Source organism: Candidatus Desulfovibrio trichonymphae (genome assembly GCF_002355955.1).
GTDB lineage: Bacteria > Desulfobacterota > Desulfovibrionia > Desulfovibrionales > Desulfovibrionaceae > Desulfovibrio > Desulfovibrio trichonymphae.
In genome coordinates, this window is the sequence record NZ_AP017368.1 from 1,295,069 (window position 1) to 1,313,325 (window position 18,257).

The window sequence follows — 18,257 nt, forward strand, 5'->3', positions numbered from 1 at the left end:
CCATGTTCGGTATAGGCAGCACGGAATTTCTTGTCATTCTTGTTGTGGCGCTGATTGTGCTCGGCCCGCAAAGCCTTGCCGGCATTTCCCGCTCTTTGGGCAAGGCCTTGGGTGAATTCCGTCGCGTCTCCACAGATTTTCAGCGCACGCTCAATGCCGAGGCGGCAGAGGCAGAAGAGATGCAGCGTAAAAAAGAAAGCGCTGCCGCGTCCGTCGCGGAGCCGCTGGCAGGCAGCCCGCTCGCTGAAGTCCTTGCAAAAGCAGACCTGGAAGCGAACACGAATCGCCCTTCCGCAGGCGGCGACGGCACAGCATGAGCAGTAAAGACGCGCTGCAGCAAAACGCGTCTGACGCAGGCGGAGCATCCGATGCGAACGCCGCCGAAGACTTTACGGAAAACGTTTTTTCCGGGCCGGAATGGCGGTCGGACGCCCCCTTAAGCGAAGATGACATTGAAAGCGCCGCTTCACACAGCGACAGTCCGGTCGGTTTCGCTCAGGATTCCGCGGGTGGGCCACCGCCGTCCGCTCCTTATGTGACGGATGCCGTGCAGCCGGCTTCCGCAGACACGCTGGCGACACGCGCGGATGACCTTCCGGCCGGGCAGAAGAAAAGCCTCGCCTCGAAGATGACCCTTATGGAACATCTCTTCGAGTTGCGCGTGCGTCTTGTGCGCTGCTGCATTGCCGTGGGGCTTGCCTTTTTTGTCTGCTGGTCGGTGGTGAACCCCATTTTCGACACGCTGGTCAACCCGCTGTTGGCCGTTTTGCCGGCCAATTCCACAGCCATATACACCACGCTACCGGAGGGCTTTTTCACGCGCATGTTCATTGCCTTTGTGGGCAGCCTGTTTCTGGCCAGCCCAGTCATTTTTTACCAGATGTGGTGTTTTATCGCGCCGGGGCTGTACGATGAGGAAAAACGCTTCATCATCCCCATCGCCTTGGTTTCCGCCTTCTTCTTTACCGCCGGGGGATCGTTCTGCTATTTTGTGGTTTTTCCCTATGCATTCAGTTTTTTTGTGGGCTTTTCCACAGAATCCATTGTGATTATGCCGAAAATCAGCGACTATCTGGACTTTGTGCTCAAACTGATTTTGGCCTTCGGCCTGATTTTTGAAATGCCGCTTTTCGCCTTTTTCTTGGCACGCATGGGTCTGGTCACAGCGGTCATAATGCGCAAAGTCAGGCGGTACGCCGTGCTGACCATTTTTATCGTTGCCGCCATTTTAACCCCGCCGGACGTGGTTTCTCAACTACTGATGGTTTGTCCCATGCTTATGTTGTATGAGGTGAGCATACTTGTGGCATCCGCCTTCGGCCGTGGCGGCGTAAAGTCGAATGCCGGAGAAGACAAAGCGGAAGAGAAGCAATATAGCCGATCCCGGCGGCTGCGGCCGTTATGACGTACAATATGTCTGTTTCAGGTAACCCCACGGAGGAATCCATGAAGGCCTGCAAACCCCGTGTATCCGAGCAAGAGCGCGAGAGCGCCGAGACCCGTGTTTCCCTTGTCCTGAATCTGGACGGACAGGGTAAGACAAGCATTGAGACCGGCATCGGCCTGCTCAATCACATGCTTGCCCTGAGCGCCTTTTGGGCCGGCATGGATTTACAGATTGTCTGCGGAGGCGATCTGGCGGTGGACGCACACCACAGCGCCGAAGACGTGGGCCTGACGCTCGGCCGCGCCCTGCTGGACGCGCTGGGCGACAGGAGCGGCATTACGCGTGTGGGCTATGGCCGTGTGCCTATGGATGAGGCGTTGAGTGAAGTCACGCTGGATCTTTCCGGACGGCCTTGGCTGGAATGGCGCGGAGACGACCTTCTGCCGCCAACGCTCGCCGGAGAGGAAAAAGACCTCTGGCGGGAATTTTACAAGGCGTTTGCGAGCAGTGCGCGCTGCAATCTGCACGTTGCGTTTTTGTATGGAAAAAATGGCCACCACCTGCTGGAATCAGCGGCGAAGAGCCTTGGTCTCGCCCTTGGGCAGGCCGTGCGGCTGCAAGGCACAACCATCCGAAGCACCAAGGGAGGTCTTGACTGATGCGTGTTCGATTTATCACAACAATACTTGCGCTTATTTGCTGCTTCGGCGTTCTCGCCTGCGCCCGGCAGGCGCGCAACGCCGGGGAGCCGAGCACAACGGTGCTCGGCCAGATCATCTATGTAGCACCCTTCACCCAGCCTGTCAGCACGAGCGAGCTTATCACAGGATTCATTCCCGAACAGCAGGGCCGCATTCCGCGCGACATGCTGCTCTCGCTGGACGAAAAGCTGCGCGAAGTGCTGACGGCCGATACAAAACGCGGGTGCGCTTGGTTTGCCCGTACGCACGGCATCCCGGATATGACGCGCTTCCACACGTCAGAGCAGCCGCAGGCGCTGCCGCTTTGGGTGGCGTACGGGAAAAAACAGGGGGCAAAGCTTTTGCTGATCCCGCAGGTGCTGAACTGGAATGAACGCGACGGCTCCAACGCCGGTGTTGCCAGGGCGGCCCATGTGCGCGTTGAATTTTTTCTGCTGAACGTGCCCGAAGGCGCGCTGGCGGGGCGTTCTGTTTTTGAGGAAGAGCAGGTAGGCCTGACGGAAAATCTGCTGACGGTCGGCAGCTTTATTCAGCGGCGCGGCGTCTGGGTTACGGCGGATGTTCTGGCGGCGGAAGGCATGCGTAAGGCTGTCAGAGAGTTGGGTTTATGATTCTGTTCCCTGCGGTGGATATACAGCAGGGCAGGGCGGTGCGCCTGAAACAGGGCCGCGCGGGAGAAGCAACCGTTTTTGTTGAAGACCCTGTGCAGGCTGCCCGGATGTGGGAGGAACGCGGGGCCAGATGGCTGCATGTGGTTGATTTGGACGGGGCATTTGCTGGCGTGGCGCAAAGTCGGAACATTGTGCAGAAGATATGCCGCGTGGTCGGCGTCCCCGTGCAACTCGGTGGTGGCATTCGCAACGAGGAAACAGCGCGGGCGTATCTGGATGCGGGCGTGACGCGTCTTATCATCGGCACCTTGGCCCTGGAGGAGCCGGCGGCATTCGCCGCGTTGTGCCGCGCGTTTCCCGGCCGTATAGGCGTGTCGCTGGACGCGGAGGCCGGCCGCCTTAAAAGCCGGGGATGGGTCACGGAGGTAGGTCTTACCGTGGATGAGGCACTGCCGCGTCTTGTCGGGGACGGCGCAGCCTTTGTCATCTATACGGATATTGAACGGGACGGCATGCAGAGCGGGGTTAATATATCCGCATTGACGCATCTGGCGCGGATCTCCCCCATTCCGGCGATTGCGGCGGGCGGCGTGGCCACCTTGGCCGACGTGCAGAAGCTTTACCCGCTGACGCTTGAGACCAGTCTTGTCGGCGCCGTCAGCGGCCGCGCGCTGTATAAGGGCACGCTTGACCTTGCCGAGGCCAACGTCTGGATTGACGTACAGAAAACACGACAGTCTGAACTCTTAGAGCATTTGCTATTGAGAACATCCACAGGTTGCAAACCATCCACATGTGTCGGCCGCGGCAACTGACTTCAAAGTTTTTTCAATTATTTCAAAGAGAGTATCAAAGGTTACACGCCGGCAAACGCAAGCCGGCTCAACAAAGTCTTCATAAAAATCAAACCACTGGCGTTTATCCATAATCCGTCACCGCGCTGACAACGGCCCAGGCCTTGATGCCTTCGCCTTTGCCGATAAAGCCCATTCCCTCTTCCGTGGTTGCCTTCACGTTGACGCTTTCTCTGGGCAGATTCAGCAATCTGGCGATATTGTTGCGTATTTTTTCACGGTAGGGGTCTATGCGGGGCGTTTGTGCTGCAATGGTCATATCTGCGTGTTCGGGATGCATTCCCGCTTCCCGCGTCATGGCGAGCACTTTACAGAGCAAAACGGATGAAGCAATGTTGTCAAAGCAGGCGTCGCTGTCTGGAAAAAGCGCGCCGATGTCGCCGAGACCGACGCAGCCCAGAAGCGCGTCCATGAGTGCGTGCAGCAGCACGTCTCCGTCAGAATGCGCCAGAACTTCCATACCTTCCGGCACGGCAATGCCACCGAGTTTCAGCGGACGTCCCTTGCCGTAACGGTGAACGTCATAGCCCATGCCGATGCGGCGGCTCTGACGGGGCGCGTCCTCCAGCAGAGCAAGATCTTCCGGCCGGGTGATTTTTACGTTTTTGGCCTCTCCCGTGATAACACGGACGGCATGCCCCGCCATTTCCATAAGGGTTGCGTCGTCCGTTGCGGCGAGGCTGGCGCCGCGGGCGTGCTGATGGGCCTTGAGCAGAAGCCGCGCGTCAAAGCCCTGCGGCGTCTGGGCAGCGACCAACTGTTCACGCGGTAGCGTGGCGAGGACGTGGTCCGCTTTTACCGTTTTGATAGTGTCTGTAACTGGCAGTGCCGGAACAACGCCCAACGCGCCCTGTTGTAGCGACTCACAGACATTGCGCACCAAAGCCGGGCTGACAAATGGCCGGGCCGCGTCGTGGATCAGCACAAAACGTGTGCGTGGCGGCAGCGCGGCCAGACCAAGATGTACGGAATCTTGGCGCAGCTCGCCGCCGCCGGCCGTGAGCCAAGGCATGCCCAGGTCTTCTCTAGCGTGCAATTTGCGCAGCAGCTGTTTTTCGTCTTCAAGACGCTGTTCGGGAAAAACAAAAACGACGCCGGCCACAGCGCCGCTACGGCTCAGGGCGCGCGCGGCGTGCCAGTAAAGAGGCGCGCCGTGCCATAACAGACACTGTTTGTACGCTTCACCGATGGCGGCGGCAAGACGGCTCCCCCGGCCGGCCGCCATAATCAGTGCCCATGGTTTTTCTGTGTGAGATGTTGAGGGCATTCCTGATCCGTATCCTGCTGTTTATTGTTCGCGTTGCCGCATCGTTTCCTTAGGGGAAAAGCGGCAACGCGAACAATAAACAGCATAAGGTAAGCGGGAGTCGGACTGTAAGCCGGGTTCTGTCATGCGCCGCAGGCGCATGTAACCGTCATTCCTCTAGGAGCGCGGTTGCCCGCGCCCTCAAGCAACCTACCCGGAAGGCTCTGGCCGGGCAAGCCGCCTTCCCTATTTGGTCTTGCTCCAGACGGGGCATGCCTAACAGGCCGCGTCGCCGCCGCCTCTGGTGGGCTCTTGCCCCACCGTTTCACCCTTACCGCGCTTTTGGCGCGGCGGTTTGTTTTCTGTGGCGCTTTCCCGGGGTCACCCCCCCTGGGCGTTGCCCAGCGTCCTGCCCTGTGGAGCCCGGACTTTCCTCTCCGGGCGTGTGGCCCGCAGCGACGGTTTGTCCGGCTCCCGCTTGCGTGTTCGCTATTCTGTTACCGTTTTCGATTTTGCCGCTTCCGCTTCCGCGACGGGAGTTTCCGCAAAATGCTTGTTCCAGAAGATCAGGCGCTGGCAGTTGGGGCAGCTTAAAATTTGCTGGCCGCGCTGAATCTCAATATATGTCTGCGGCGGCACGGCTATGTTGCAGCCGGAGCAGATGCCTTCCGTGACGGCAACAATGACCGGGTGCTCCAGCCGTGAACGAATGAACTCATATCGTCTGAAAATCGGCTGCGGAATGTCCCTGCTGTCCTGTACACGTTTTTTGTCCAGCTCGTCAAGCTCCGCGCGCGCTTTCTCAAGTCGTTCTGCCAGACCGTCGCGCTTGACTTTTAGTTCCGCCTGCAGAGATGAATGGCTACTGTCCAGTTTCGCCAGCGCGTTGTTTTGCGCTTCCAGTTCTTCAAAAAGCGTTGTTTTTTCTTCTTCCCTGGAACGGTTGATTCTTTCCATGCTGTCCATTTCACGCATCATGGCATGATATTCTCGCGTGTTGCCGACCTGCATAATCTTGTTTTTACTTTTTTTGATTCTGGTCGTGTCGTCTTCAATTTCAAGTGCGAGACGCTTCTGCTGCTCCTGAAGATGCTCAAGTTTGTCCAGAATGCGTCGTCGTTGTTCTTCGCTGTTTTCAAAATGTTGCTGAAGCTCTTCCAGTTCGCGCGGCGTGCGTTCCATGTTCTGCCGTATGGTGAAGATGGCGTCATCCACTTTTTGAAGTTCAACTAATTGTTTTATTTGATTGAAATAGATAGCGTCAGACATGTTTTCCTCCTTGGAGTCATGCAAGAACAAGCGGGCGCATGGGCGACTCGGACGGCACGAAAAAAACCGTCAGCAACGGAAGCTGCTGCTGAAGAACGAGGCTCAGACGGCGCATCATTTCTTCTTCTAGGCTGTGGTGGCCTACGTCAAGCAAACAGATTTCAGCCGTCAGCGCGGTATGGTACTTGATGTCGCCTGTGATGAAGAGCTGCGCGCCGGCTCGCCGGGCGACCGCAAGCAGGGAAGAGCCGGAGCCTGTGCAATAGGCCACACGCGTGACGGTCTCCGGCGTCGCGCCGCAGAGTATGGCGCTGGAAAGATTGATATGGCGCGCAAGCGTGCTGATGATTGCTTTAAGAGTGTGCGCGCAGGGCAGGTCGCCTGCAAGGCCGAAGCCCGTCGGCAGCCCGTCGGCGGCGGGTGCGGGGGATGTCGGTTCCAGCACGGAGAGGTTAACCAGATTGAGTTCGCGTGCAAGCCAAGCGGCGGGGCCTTCTGGATTGGCGTCCAGTGACGTGTGCGCGGCGTAAAGCGGCACGTCGGCATTGAAAAGAAGCCGTAAAACCTCATGGTAAGCGTCAAGGCGGTTGGGGAGTGCCGGTTTGAGCAGCAACGGGTGGTGGCTGACGATATACTGTGCGTCGCTGTCGAGTGCCCGGCGCACAGACGTGGGCGTGGGGTCAAGGCAGACGGCCAGCGAGGCGGCCGATGTTCTGCGGCAAGCTACCTGCATACCTGAATTGTCCCAGGGCACGGCAGCTGACAGGGGGGCAATTTTTTCTAAAACAGAAGTTATTTCAACAAGTTGCATTTATTCCCTTTAATAAATTATTAATCGTAAAAAACGTGATTGTCAAGTCTGTTGTCACTGTAGGGTACGCAGGTAGCGCACTGCGTTGACAAAGAGCATAGTTCCCGGAGGGTCGAGTTCTCCCCTTGTCCAGCCGGGGTGATTGGTCACGTGGTGAAAGGCTTCGGGGTGGGGCATGAGCCCGAATATCAGCCCTGTAGGGTCGGTAATTCCGGCAACGGCCCACGGAGAACCGTTGGGATTGTGCGGGTAGATCTGCGTGGGTTCGCCTGTTTGCGGGTCGGCGTATTGCAGGGCAATGAGATGCTCGTCCTGCAGACGCTGCAGGCAGGCCGCGTCGCGGGCGACGAGCTTCCCTTCCCCGTGGCGCACGGGCATAGTCAGCATGGGCAGGTTTTTTGTGAAAACACAGGGGCTTTGAGGGTTCGGCAGCAGGCGCACCCAGCGGTCTTCAAACCGCGTGGAATCGTTATGTCCGAGCGAGACCTGACGTTCAAAAAGTTTGCCGTCAAGCGCGGGCAGTACTCCCAGTTTGACGAGCAGTTGAAAACCATTGCATATGCCGAGAATCAGCCTGCCTTGCGCAATGAATTTCTGAAGGCTGTTCAAAAGCGGCGTGCCGTCGCTGTGGCGCAGATAGCGCCACCGCATGGCAGCTGTTTGCGCTGCGCCAAGATCGTCCCCGTCCAGAAAGCCGCCGGGAAAAATAAGAAAATGATAGTCCGCAAGGCATGCTTTGCCCGTGACAATGTCGGCAAAATGCACCACATCGGCTTTGTCCGCACCGGCAAGACGGGCAGTGTACGCGGTTTCCAGATGTGAATTTGTACCGTAACCTGTAATGACGAGCGCGTTGACCGCCATGCGGGAAAAGCCTCCATCGCCTGTAATGAAAAGAAATAATAGATGAGTTGTGCGGCATAGTCAATGCTAGTGTCTAATTGTTAAAATTTCAATTATCTGATATTCGTGTCTGAACAGAGCCATCCGGCATAGTTCAGCCGGCTTGGATATAGTGTTGGTCCGCATGGCGGGAGAGACAGTACAAAGCACCGTAAAGCGTCTCCATACCAGTGCAGCTACAGTACGTTGGAAAGGGCGCTTTATTGAGTCAGGGTTACACGCCGACAAGCGCAAGCTGGCTCAACATGCTAGAAATACGGTTCGGTATTTTGTCCCGGAAGTCTTTGCGCAGTGAAGAGCTTCAAGGGCACGGATGAACTCGTCGTTCATACTGGACGCTTCATCTCCGCTTACAACGAAACCGCAAATCCTTTTGTTGAGGAAGATGCCATGAAAACAAAATTTATTTTTGTCACAGGCGGCGTGCTGTCCTCACTGGGTAAAGGTCTGGCGGCCGCCTCATTGGGCGCGCTTTTGCAGACGCGCGGTATGTCCGTCACCATACAAAAGCTTGATCCTTACATCAATGTTGACCCGGGCACAATGAATCCCTTTCAGCACGGTGAAGTTTTTGTGACGGACGACGGGGCGGAGACGGATCTCGATCTGGGCCACTATGAGCGCTATCTTGACGTGCCCATGTCGCGCAAAAATAACACCACTTCCGGCGCCATTTACAACAGCGTCATCGTCAAGGAACGGCGTGGCGATTATCTGGGCGCCACTGTGCAGGTTATTCCGCACATTACTGATGAGATCAAGAAAATAGTGCTCTCTCTCGCTGAGGGAGAAAACGCGCCGGACGTGGCGATTATTGAAATCGGCGGCACGGTGGGCGACATTGAGGGGTTGCCTTTTCTGGAGGCTATACGCCAGTTGCGTTCGGAGTTCGGGCGCGACAATTGCCTCAACATCCATCTAACGCTCGTGCCCTATCTGCGCAGCGCCGGCGAACACAAGACAAAACCCACGCAGCACAGCGTCAAGGAGCTGCTTTCCATCGGCATCCAGCCGGATATCATTCTCTGCCGTTGCGAACAGATCATTCCGCAGGAACTGCGCCGCAAGATTGCACTTTTTTGCAATGTGGATCAGGACGCTGTTTTTGCCTCTGTGGACGTGGACAATATTTATGAAGTGCCCCTGAAATTCTATGAAGAGGGTTTTGACCAGAAGGTCGCGATTATGCTGCGTTTGCCAGCGCGCAACGCGCACCTGGAAGCTTGGGAGAAGCTTGTGCACGACTGCGCGAAGCCACAGGGGCAGGTAACTATTGCTGTTGTGGGCAAATATGTTGATCTGAAAGAAGCTTACAAAAGCCTGCATGAAGCCCTGCACCACGGCGGCGTCGCAAACAGGACAGCTGTGAAACTGCGCTATGTTAATTCGGAAACAGTGGGTGACGCCAACGCCGCCTCTCTGCTGAAGGGCTGCGCCGGCGTTCTGGTGCCCGGCGGTTTTGGCTATCGCGGCGTGGAAGGCAAAATTGCGGCCATTCGTTACGCCCGTGAGAAACGTGTGCCCTTTTTCGGCATCTGTCTCGGTATGCAGTGCGCGGTGATTGAGTTCGCGCGGCATGTTGCGGGCATTGAGGACGCCAATTCAGAAGAGTTTAACCCCCTTTCCGCGCACAAGGTCATTTATTTGATGACCGAATGGTTTGATTTTCGTACAAAGAATCTGGAAAAGCGCGATGCCGCGAGCAACAAGGGCGGGACCATGCGGCTCGGCGCTTATCCTTGCAAAATATTGCCGGGCACCAAAGCCAACGGAGCCTATAAAAAGACTCTTGTGGAAGAACGCCACAGGCATCGCTATGAATTCAATAACGGCTTCAAGGAAATACTGGCCCAGAAGGGCATGCTTTTCAGCGGTCTTGCGCCGGACGATTCTCTTGTGGAAATTATGGAGTTGGCGGATCACCCCTGGTTTTTAGGCTGTCAGTTTCACCCTGAGTTCAAGTCGCGCCCCATGGCGGCGCACCCCTTGTTCAGGGAATTTATCCGCGCCGCGAAAGAGTGCGCCGGATGAGTCCGCAGCATGATGCGGCTTCTTGCGTCGCGTTACTCTTAAGAGTTTTACCTTTGTGATGTTTTTTGATATTTCTATCAAGCGAAAATAATTAATTACTAGTGTCAAATCATTGCGAAAGTGAATTTTTTCAGTCTCTGCTGCCTTGACAGGGCGGGGCTTTGAAGAGTAAAGAATTCAGCCGCGCGTTGCTTAACGCCAACTTAGCTCAGTTGGTAGAGCAGCTGATTCGTAATCAGCAGGCCGAGAGTTCAAGTCTCTCAGTTGGCTCCAGAAATATCAATAGATTGTGAGGAAATCACAAGCTTTTTTTGTTGTGCGCCGGCATGGCGTACGAACTTGGTGGTGTAAGTCCGCCACAGGCCCGGTAAGGGGAAGTGTCAGCTGTAAAATCATAACCCGCCTTCGGACATATCCATAGAACGCGCCCCGATCTTTACTATCCGAAACGTGAACGGATACCACAGCCGTCTCAAACAATGGAGGTCGCCCTTTGACGCAATCCCAATTTGCAACTTTCGAGTTTTGATTCCCTTTTGAGCGCGGGATAAGCTCCGCATGGTTCACCGCTGCGCTGTCGCAAAGGAGCGAATTATACTGCGAACGAACGACATGCAAATCCACCGGCGCCAGCATGTTTGATACAGGCTGCGTACCTGATCCGCCCCCTGTATAGCCGAAGGCTACTTTGAAGGAAACGGCAGGATAGTTGCCGAGAGAAATCAGCTTTTTTTGCCCTGAAAGCGATATTTGAGACGCCGGCTTTTGTGTCCGAAGGAAAAACGAGAAGATAAAGCCCGCTTGCCGTCATTTTTGTTGTTTTTGAACTGGCTTAATGGCTCTTAATGCAGTATTAGTCAGAGATATGGGGTAAGGCCTTCTGTACGAATTGTACGAGTTTTCTTACCCCTATTTTAATCCTCCAATTTGGGGGTATGACTATTTGTCCAAAATGAACCTTGATGGATACATATTTTTAAATTTTCATTTGATTATGGCATAGTTAAGATTAAAATGGGTATGTTTGGACACAAAGAGCAATTTTAAGCGAAAAAGGCTCTATTTGGTATGGCGAAACAGGAACATATACGCAATTTTTGTATTATAGCGCACATTGACCATGGTAAATCTACTCTGGCCGACCGCATACTGGAGCTGACAGGACTTGTCAGCGTGCGTGAGGCGCGCGAGCAGTATCTGGATAAAATGGATCTTGAGCGGGAGCGCGGCATTACCATTAAAGCTCAGTCTGTACGCATACCCTATACAGCGGCTGACGGCATTGTCTATGAGCTGAACCTTATTGACACGCCTGGACATGTTGACTTCAATTATGAAGTTTCACGTTCCCTTGCTGCCTGCGAGGGTGCGCTTTTGGTAGTTGACGTAACGCAGGGAGTGGAGGCGCAGACCCTCGCCAATGTGTATCTGGCGCTGGATAACAATCACGAAATCATACCCATACTTAACAAAATTGACTTACAGAGTGCGGATGTGGAGCGTGTGAAGGCAGAAATTGAAGTAGGCATCGGCCTTGACTGCGCCGAAGCGCTGGCGGTTTCAGCGAAGACCGGCCTTGGCGTGCGCGAAGTGCTTGAGGCTATTGTGCGCCGTTTGCCGGCGCCCGAAGGAGATACTTCCGCCCCATTGAAGGCGCTTGTTTTTGATTCCTGGTATAACAGCTATCAGGGCGTTGTAATATTGTTCCGGGTTGTTGACGGGGTTGTGCGCGTGAATGACCGCATCCGTCTGATGAGCACGGGAAAGGAATATGAAGTGCTGCGCCTGGGAGTGTTTTCCCCTGAATCTGTTGATGTGCGCTCGCTGGGCGCCGGAGAAGTTGGTTTTTTGAGCGGTTCTATCAAAGCGTTGAACGACGCGCGCGTGGGCGACACCCTTACCTCGGCAGATAAGCCGGCCACAGAACCAGTGCCCGGCTTCAAGGAGGTGAAACCCATGGTCTTCTGCGGTTTGTACCCCACAGAATCGGATGAATACGAAAATCTGAAGGCAGCGCTGGGAAAATTGCAGATCAATGACGCCGCCTTCAGTTTTGAGCCGGAAACATCGCAGGCCATCGGCTTTGGTTTCCGTTGCGGATTTTTGGGGCTCTTGCACATGGAGATTGTTCAGGAACGTCTTGAGCGGGAATTTGCAATGGCCCTTATTGCCACGTCGCCGTCAGTTGTATACAGGGTGGAGACAACTGACGGCAAAAATCTGTCTATCGACAATCCTTCCCGCCTGCCGGACGCCGTCAAGATACAGGCCCTTTATGAGCCGTATGTACGCATGGATATCCATGTGCCCAATGAATACGTCGGCAATATCATGAAATTGTGCGAAGAGAAGCGTGGGACGCAGAAAAATCTACGCTACCTTTCTGTCAACCGTGTTGTAGCAACGTATGAGCTGCCGTTTGCCGAAATTGTCTATGACTTTTTCGACAGACTCAAGTCAGTGACGCGCGGCTATGCCTCTATGGATTATGAGCCGCTGGATTATCGCACGTCCAATCTTGTGCGACTTGATATCCTGCTCAACAGCGATCCGGTGGACGCGCTGGCTACCATTGTTCACCGCGACAGGGCATACGCCTACGGTCGCTCTCTGGCCCTCAAGCTCAAACGCACAATACCGCGCCAGCTCTTTGAGGTAGCCATTCAGGCAGCCATCGGCCAGAAGGTTATTGCCCGTGAGACGGTTTCAGCCTTCCGCAAAAATGTCACGGCCAAATGTTACGGCGGGGACATCACGCGTAAGCGTAAATTATTGGAGAAACAGAAGGAAGGGAAAAAGCGCATGAAGCGTATGGGCAATCTTGAACTGCCGCAGGAGGCCTTTTTGGTTGCTCTGAAAGTGGAGGATTAGCTGAGAATATCTACAGCTTTTAAATCATCCACATGTGTCGACCCTAACTGACTTCAAAAGCTTTCTAAATTGCTTCAAAGAGAGTATCAGGGGTGAACGGGCGTGGCGTCCCGATGACGTGAGCCGATTTCAGGCCGTGTTCCAAAGCCTGCCCAGATTGCGGAAGCGGATGCGGACAGGTGGTTGGCCAATCCTGCCGCCTGTGCCCGTCATAGGGAACGCTTAATAGTCGGACAGTTCACAATCGAATTTGAATTTTGACAACAAATATCTGACCGCAACAGAAACCCTGTTGCGGTGACAGGCCGGACACCCGGCAACATCTGCTGCCGCTGCTTCCTTTCGGACCTGACGGGGTTGGCAGTGGTTGCCGCCGTCCAGCCTGCACAAGCATTACCTGCAAAGCGGCCAGCTGTCAATGTGCGCCGTAGGTTTTGCCAAGGCATGTATAGACCAGCCTCCCCCGAGTCAAGGATTCTTTGAATACGCTCCGACCGCGGTGAATCCTGAACAGCTATGACACTGCCCATGCCGAAATAGATCATGCCCCTGAACGTACCGCACAACAGCGTCAAAACCTTATATGCCTCTTCCCGTGAATTGATTACGCCGTTGAATGTAAATCGCTTTTCCTCGCCCCCGCTTCCGTCCGGGATCATCTCGTCACAGTATTTACCGATAGCATACAGCTGCCACTTGTCTACTGCCACCTGATTGATATCCCTGCCCAAACCATAACGGGGATTCGTGAGCAGATCATACATCACCCACGCAGGATTGGACGTGACGGAACGGATGAAATTGCCCGTCCAGATGCCGTCGTATTCGTTTGTTTCGGGATCGTTTTCGGCTTATTCAAACGTAATCGCGTTTACGCGGGAATTGTTCCAGACTGTTCTGAGGTACCCTGCAAGGCATTATCCGTGGCCGCGTGAACCGGAAAGCATTATCCATTCTGACGGGTGGCGTTATGATGGGTTCATGGACATGGGCTGTCAAAAGCATTTTCGGATTGAACACGGGAAGAATGAGTTTGACAATAAACAGTTGCATAATAACGGGATAGAAAGTTTTTGGCTTTTGCCAAAACCAGGTACGCTTCAGGGATCTGCAAGAACATACTTTTTATTTTCACTTGAAGGAATGTGAGTTTCGTTTTAAGCATAGAAAAAAGGAATTATACAAAATGGTACTCAAAGTGCTTAGGGAAAATCCTCTCAGCCAAGCATAGCCCCAAATATTTATCAAAAAAATGTAGACATGGAACAATTCCTCCAACAATGCGTCAACGCCCTGCAGTGGGGCAGTTTTTATGCCCTGATTGCTTTGGGTTATACTTTGGTTTATGGGGTGTTACGGTTAATCAATTTTGCGCACGGCGATATTTTTATGGTGGGTGCGTATATTTCGTTTTTTGTGTCCACGACTTTGTTGGCGACGGACGGATGGTTTGATTTTTCGCGTGAGCTGACCTTGATTTTGACTATTCCGCTGGTCGTGCTTCTGACTTCCTTTGTGGGGGTGGCTTTGGAGCGCATTGCTTATAGACCGTTGCGGCGCAAGGGCGCACACCGTTTGTATGTTGTCATAACGGCTCTGATGTGCGGTCTGGTGCTGGAAAACGGTAATTTGGCCCTGTTGGGGGCCAGCCGTCGAATTCTGCCGCAGCTTATGGACAAAGAAGTGTATATGATTGGGAGCATTGCGGTGACCAACCTCAAGCTCTGGGTCATTCTCACGGCTTTTCTGGTGTTTTTCATTCTGCATTTTGTGGTGACAAGAACGCGCATCGGCATGGCCATGCGGGCTGTGTCCTGGGACAGATTCGCTTTGCCGCTCATGGGCATCCCGCTGGACAGCGTGATTGTATTTACTTTTGTGCTGGGTTCGGGCATTGCCGGGTTGGGCGGTATGCTCTTTGCCATGTCTTACCCGGTACTGGAGCCGTACATGGGGGCCATGACCGGTTGGAAGGCTTTTATCGCAGCGGTTGTTGGCGGCATCGGCGATATTCGCGGTGCTTTTGTGGGCGGTTTTTTGCTGGCTTTTGTGGAGATAATGGTCGCTGCCTTTTTGCCGTCCACTTTTCGAGACTTGTTCGCTTTTTCCATACTTTTGCTTATATTGTGGGTAAAGCCCACGGGAATTTTCGGTTTGCCCCAGACGACGAAGATATAGGAAAAAATTTTCATGCAACGCCGAACTCTCAATATAATTTTTCTTCTGGCCGCTGTGGCTTTGGTCATAGCTGCTCATCTCGGTCTTCTGGATAACTATACCCTGACCATTTTGATGTTCATGGGCATTAACTGTGTGTTCGCGGCCAGTTTAAATCTGGTAAACGGCTACATGGGCGAGTTTTCCTGCGGTCATGCCGGGTTCATGTGTGTGGGCGCTTATGTCGGCTCTTTGATGTCCGTGGGCTTGTTCACCAGCAGCAAATTTTTCGGCGGGCCGCTGCTGCCGCCGGAACTCGCGCCCTTTCTTTTTCCGCTGGTCCTGCTGGCGGCGACGCTGGTCTCCGCCCTGTTCGGGCTGATCGTGGCTCTGCCTTCTTTTCACACCCGCGATGACTATCTGGCCATTATCACCATCGCGGCCAACTACATTATTATCTCCATTGTGGAGAATATTGACGTCATTGGCGGGCCGCGCGGTTTTTCGGGCATGAAAAAGACCATCAACGCAATGCACGGGGTGATAGACATTCCTTGGATGCTTATCTGGGTAATTATCAGCACAGTGATTTGCATTACCGTGTTGTACAGGCTGGTGACCAGCACTTACGGCAAGGGCATTGCAGCGGTGTGCCAAAATGAGGTAGCGGCGGAGATCATGGGCGTGAACACCAACCGGGTGAAAATCATGGCCTTCATGGTCTCTTCCGGTATGGCCGGGCTTTCAGGAGCGTTGTATGCACATGTTTACGGCTATGTGAACGCCCAAGCTTTCAATATTTTGAAATCCACCGAAGGGCTGGTTATGGTATATCTGGGCGGCATGGGGTCACTTTCCGGAGTGCTGCTGGCGGCCATTGTGTTCACTTTGCTCATTGAAATGTTGCGTTTTTTCATCCCCATGCTCAACGGCACCCTGCACGCGATGAGTCTGCTCCCGGCGGATCTCGAAGTGAGCCAGATTTGGAAATGGGTAATCATTCCCCTTATTTTGATTTTACTTATGCAGTTCAGGCCTGAGGGTTTTTTCGGCAATCGGGAATTGACGCATATTTTTCCGCGCCTGAGACGCTGGATTTATTTTAGATAGCCGTCAAAGGAGTTATTCTTTTGGCACTGCTTGAAATACGAGGCTTGACCCAACGTTTTGGGGGTTTGCAGGCGCTTACGGACTTCAGTATTGACATTGGGGATCACGATTTGGTGGGCCTCATTGGTCCCAACGGCGCAGGCAAAACAACGGTGTTCAATCTGGTTTCCGGGTTTTACACTCCCAGCGCGGGCAGCATAAAATTCGCGGGCACACCCACGCGCGGGTTGAAGCCGCATCAGGTCACGGCCCTGAGCTTGGCGCGTACCTTTCAGAATATCCGGCTCTGGCCGGACATGACCGTGCTGGATAACATCCGCCTAGCCCGTTATCACCGCTTGGGCTATACTTTTCTGGACGCAATTTTGCGCACCAGACTATACAGAGCAGCGGAGCGGATGGCGGAAAGGCGGGCTATGGATATTTTGGAGCGCATGGATATGCTGGACTATGCGCAGGATCTGCCCAAAAATCTGCCTTATGGGTTGCAGCGCAGGGTGGAGGTAGCTAGGGCTCTGGCGACCCGTCCCAAGCTGCTTTTGCTGGATGAACCGGCAGCCGGGTTGAACTCGGCGGACGTAGACGATCTTATCCGTTATATCCGCTGGGTTTACGACGAATTCAACATCAGCATCTGGATGATTGAGCATCAGATGAAGATGGTGATGTCGCTGTGTCAGCGTCTGATGGTGATTAATTTCGGGCAGACAATAGCCAAGGGCTCTCCGCTGGAGATTCAGAGCAATCCGGATGTAATAAGCGCCTACCTGGGAGACGATGTAATCTGATGTTGAGCGTGACTGCTCTTAAGGCGGCCTACGGTAAAATTGAGGCTCTGCACGGTATATCCTTTCATGTGGAGCGCGGGGAAATTGTAACGCTCATCGGGGCCAATGGAGCGGGTAAATCCACCACACTGAAAGCGCTCATGCGTCTTGCTCCTCCAGAGTCGCCCATAGTAACCGGCGGGGAGATTGTCTTTGAAGGCAAGTCCATGCTGGGGATGGAAGGGCATAATGTTGTGGACAAGCTGAAAATGACTCTGGTGCCAGAGGGCCGGCATATTTTTGGCAATCTGACGGTTATGGAAAATCTGACTCTGGCGGCCTGGACGAGGAGGCGCGAGTCTCCCAAAAAGGATATAGAGCATATTTTTGAGTTGTTTCCGCGTCTGGCCGAGCGGGCCAGACAGCGCAGCAATACGCTTTCCGGCGGCGAACAGCAGATGCTGGCCGTGGGCCGGGCGTTGATGACAAAATGTTCGGTGCTGCTTCTGGACGAACCGTCCATGGGGCTGGCCCCGCTGATTATGTACGATATGTTCCGTACACTCAAGCAGCTTAATTCTAAAGGACTGACCATTATCGTGGTCGAGCAGAACGCCAAGTTGGCTTTGCAGGTGGCGGACAGGGGTTACGTTCTGGACACAGGCGAAATCGTGGCCGAAGGGTATTGCGCTGAATTGCTTCAGGATCTGGAAATCAAAGCCGCCTATCTGGGGGGATAGAGGCGGATTATTTTTTTCATCAAACCTACATTGTGGTATCACAGCCTGTTCCTTGCCTGGACTGAACAGGCTGCCCAATTAGGGTGTTTGTTACAGAAGGTACACAACAGCAGAGCGTAGTTAAGCGATTGCCCTGATTGACTGGTTCGCTGCGCAATGCCTTTTGTTTGATTCATTCAATTGCCCTAGCTTTTCTCGCAACCGTCTGACAAAAAAATGTCAGTACGCGCCGCGCCTGTATCATCCACAGGTGAAGCGTACAATACTTGAGGAGAGGTTATGCGTTTTCAGGATATGTGCGTTCTGGCGTTCTGTCGGCTGGGCGTGGCCGGGCTGGCGCCGAAAGCGCCGGGCACATGGGGCAGTGCTGTAGCCTGCCTGCTGGCGCCTTTTGTGTTTTTGCCTTTCTCTTACACAGGGCGCGTTCTTGCGCTGGTGCTGATTTTTATTGCAGGCGGCCTTGCGGCGATGCGCGCGGAACAGCTGTTGGGCCGCAAAGATCCCGGTGAGGTGGTGATTGATGAGCTTCTGGGCGTCTGGATTGCACTCTCCCCTTTTGAAAAGCCGGGGCCGGGAATTTTTGTAGCGTCCTTTGCGCTTTTTCGGTTGTTTGACATCTGGAAGCCCTGGCCTGTGCGTGCTTCGGAAAACTGGCTGCCGGACGGCTTCGGCGTCATGCTGGACGACGCGTTTGCCGGGCTGTGGGCATTGCTCTGCGTGCTGGTGCTGCACTTTTTACATATTGTATAAGGCCACGGCGAGAAGCGCCCATGGCCGGGCGGCAAGCTGGAGGCGCGTG

15 protein-coding genes, 1 tRNA gene, 2 other RNA genes and 3 pseudogenes are annotated in these 18,257 nt (G+C 54.2%); 15 read left to right on the forward strand and 6 right to left on the reverse strand.

Features of this window, described 5'->3' with window-relative positions; genetic code table 11:
* Positions 1-2 precede the first annotated feature (2 nt).
* The 5 genes and pseudogenes from RSDT_RS06265 to RSDT_RS06285 form a co-directional block, all read left to right on the forward strand.
* The gene (locus RSDT_RS06265; RefSeq protein ID WP_096400091.1) at positions 3-317 is read left to right on the forward strand and encodes a twin-arginine translocase TatA/TatE family subunit; all 315 of its coding nucleotides are present in this window, start codon (positions 3-5) and stop codon (positions 315-317) included.
* Between the two features lie 311 nt (positions 318-628).
* Positions 629-1,405: a twin-arginine translocase subunit TatC gene (tatC, locus tag RSDT_RS06270; RefSeq protein WP_096400609.1), complete on the forward strand. Its 777-nt coding sequence runs from the start codon at positions 629-631 to the stop codon at positions 1,403-1,405.
* A gap of 41 nt (positions 1,406-1,446) precedes the next feature.
* Positions 1,447-2,046 carry an imidazoleglycerol-phosphate dehydratase gene (locus RSDT_RS06275; RefSeq protein WP_096400094.1) on the forward strand — a complete coding sequence of 200 codons (600 nt, stop codon included), beginning with the start codon at positions 1,447-1,449 and terminating at the stop codon, positions 2,044-2,046.
* Positions 2,046-2,699 (forward strand): hypothetical protein, encoded by a 654-nt coding sequence (locus RSDT_RS06280; RefSeq protein WP_096400096.1) that lies wholly within the window; start codon positions 2,046-2,048, stop codon positions 2,697-2,699. Before RSDT_RS06275 ends, RSDT_RS06280 begins: the two co-directional genes overlap by 1 nt.
* Positions 2,696-3,439 (forward strand): annotated as a pseudogene (locus RSDT_RS06285) (1-(5-phosphoribosyl)-5-[(5-phosphoribosylamino)methylideneamino] imidazole-4-carboxamide isomerase); the annotation flags it as partial. The gene RSDT_RS06280 and the pseudogene RSDT_RS06285, both read left to right, overlap by 4 nt.
* A 178-nt stretch (positions 3,440-3,617) precedes the next feature.
* Here the strand turns inward: RSDT_RS06285 and ispD are convergent.
* The 5 genes from ispD to RSDT_RS06310 all read right to left on the reverse strand — a co-directional run bounded on the left by ispD (position 3,618) and on the right by RSDT_RS06310 (position 7,743).
* A complete protein-coding gene (gene ispD, locus RSDT_RS06290; RefSeq protein WP_096400100.1) occupies positions 3,618-4,820 on the reverse strand; it encodes a 2-C-methyl-D-erythritol 4-phosphate cytidylyltransferase in 1,203 nt (400 codons plus the stop codon).
* Between the two features lie 92 nt (positions 4,821-4,912).
* Positions 4,913-5,274: RNase P RNA component class A (gene rnpB / locus RSDT_RS06295), an RNA gene on the reverse strand.
* Between the two features lie 14 nt (positions 5,275-5,288).
* Positions 5,289-6,068, reverse strand: coding sequence for a zinc ribbon domain-containing protein (locus RSDT_RS06300; RefSeq protein WP_096400102.1), 780 nt, complete (start codon positions 6,066-6,068; stop codon positions 5,289-5,291).
* A gap of 16 nt (positions 6,069-6,084) precedes the next feature.
* Complete coding sequence (locus RSDT_RS06305) at positions 6,085-6,879, reverse strand: Nif3-like dinuclear metal center hexameric protein (protein WP_096400104.1); 795 nt, start codon at positions 6,877-6,879, stop codon at positions 6,085-6,087.
* A 54-nt stretch (positions 6,880-6,933) separates the two neighbouring features.
* Positions 6,934-7,743 (reverse strand): phosphoribosylformylglycinamidine synthase subunit PurQ, encoded by an 810-nt coding sequence (locus RSDT_RS06310; protein ID WP_096400106.1) that lies wholly within the window; start codon positions 7,741-7,743, stop codon positions 6,934-6,936.
* Between the two features lie 254 nt (positions 7,744-7,997).
* On the opposite strand from RSDT_RS06310, the pseudogene RSDT_RS07590 reads away from it, so the two are divergent.
* The 4 genes and pseudogenes from RSDT_RS07590 to lepA form a co-directional block, all read left to right on the forward strand.
* Positions 7,998-8,160: pseudogene (locus tag RSDT_RS07590) on the forward strand (IS630 family transposase); the annotation flags it as partial.
* Positions 8,161-8,172: 12 nt separating this feature from the next.
* Positions 8,173-9,813, forward strand: coding sequence for a CTP synthase (locus RSDT_RS06315; protein ID WP_096400611.1), 1,641 nt, complete (start codon positions 8,173-8,175; stop codon positions 9,811-9,813).
* A 197-nt stretch (positions 9,814-10,010) separates the two neighbouring features.
* Positions 10,011-10,086 (forward strand) — tRNA-Thr (locus tag RSDT_RS06320).
* A gap of 795 nt (positions 10,087-10,881) precedes the next feature.
* Positions 10,882-12,684, forward strand: a complete 1,803-nt coding sequence (gene lepA / locus RSDT_RS06325) for a translation elongation factor 4 (protein WP_096400108.1) — start codon at positions 10,882-10,884, stop codon at positions 12,682-12,684.
* 295 nt (positions 12,685-12,979) lie between these two features.
* Here lepA and ffs read toward each other — a convergent pair.
* An RNA gene (ffs, locus tag RSDT_RS06330) (signal recognition particle sRNA small type) lies at positions 12,980-13,072 on the reverse strand.
* 451 nt (positions 13,073-13,523) lie between these two features.
* On the opposite strand from ffs, the pseudogene RSDT_RS06335 reads away from it, so the two are divergent.
* From RSDT_RS06335 to RSDT_RS06360, 6 genes and pseudogenes are all read left to right on the forward strand, one after another.
* Positions 13,524-13,915 (forward strand): annotated as a pseudogene (locus tag RSDT_RS06335) (IS1595 family transposase); the annotation flags it as partial.
* A gap of 29 nt (positions 13,916-13,944) precedes the next feature.
* On the forward strand, positions 13,945-14,862 hold the full coding sequence (locus RSDT_RS06340; protein WP_096400110.1) for a branched-chain amino acid ABC transporter permease: 918 nt from the start codon (positions 13,945-13,947) through the stop codon (positions 14,860-14,862).
* Positions 14,863-14,874: 12 nt separating this feature from the next.
* Positions 14,875-15,951 carry a branched-chain amino acid ABC transporter permease gene (locus RSDT_RS06345; RefSeq protein ID WP_096400112.1) on the forward strand — a complete coding sequence of 359 codons (1,077 nt, stop codon included), beginning with the start codon at positions 14,875-14,877 and terminating at the stop codon, positions 15,949-15,951.
* A 20-nt stretch (positions 15,952-15,971) separates the two neighbouring features.
* Positions 15,972-16,739, forward strand: coding sequence for an ABC transporter ATP-binding protein (locus tag RSDT_RS06350; RefSeq protein WP_096400114.1), 768 nt, complete (start codon positions 15,972-15,974; stop codon positions 16,737-16,739).
* Entirely contained in the window at positions 16,736-17,458 is a 723-nt protein-coding gene (locus RSDT_RS06355; protein ID WP_096400115.1) for an ABC transporter ATP-binding protein, read from the forward strand. Before RSDT_RS06350 ends, RSDT_RS06355 begins: the two co-directional genes overlap by 4 nt.
* 279 nt (positions 17,459-17,737) lie before the next feature.
* Positions 17,738-18,208: a phosphatidylglycerophosphatase A family protein gene (locus tag RSDT_RS06360; RefSeq protein ID WP_096400116.1), complete on the forward strand. Its 471-nt coding sequence runs from the start codon at positions 17,738-17,740 to the stop codon at positions 18,206-18,208.
* Positions 18,209-18,257 lie beyond the last annotated feature (49 nt).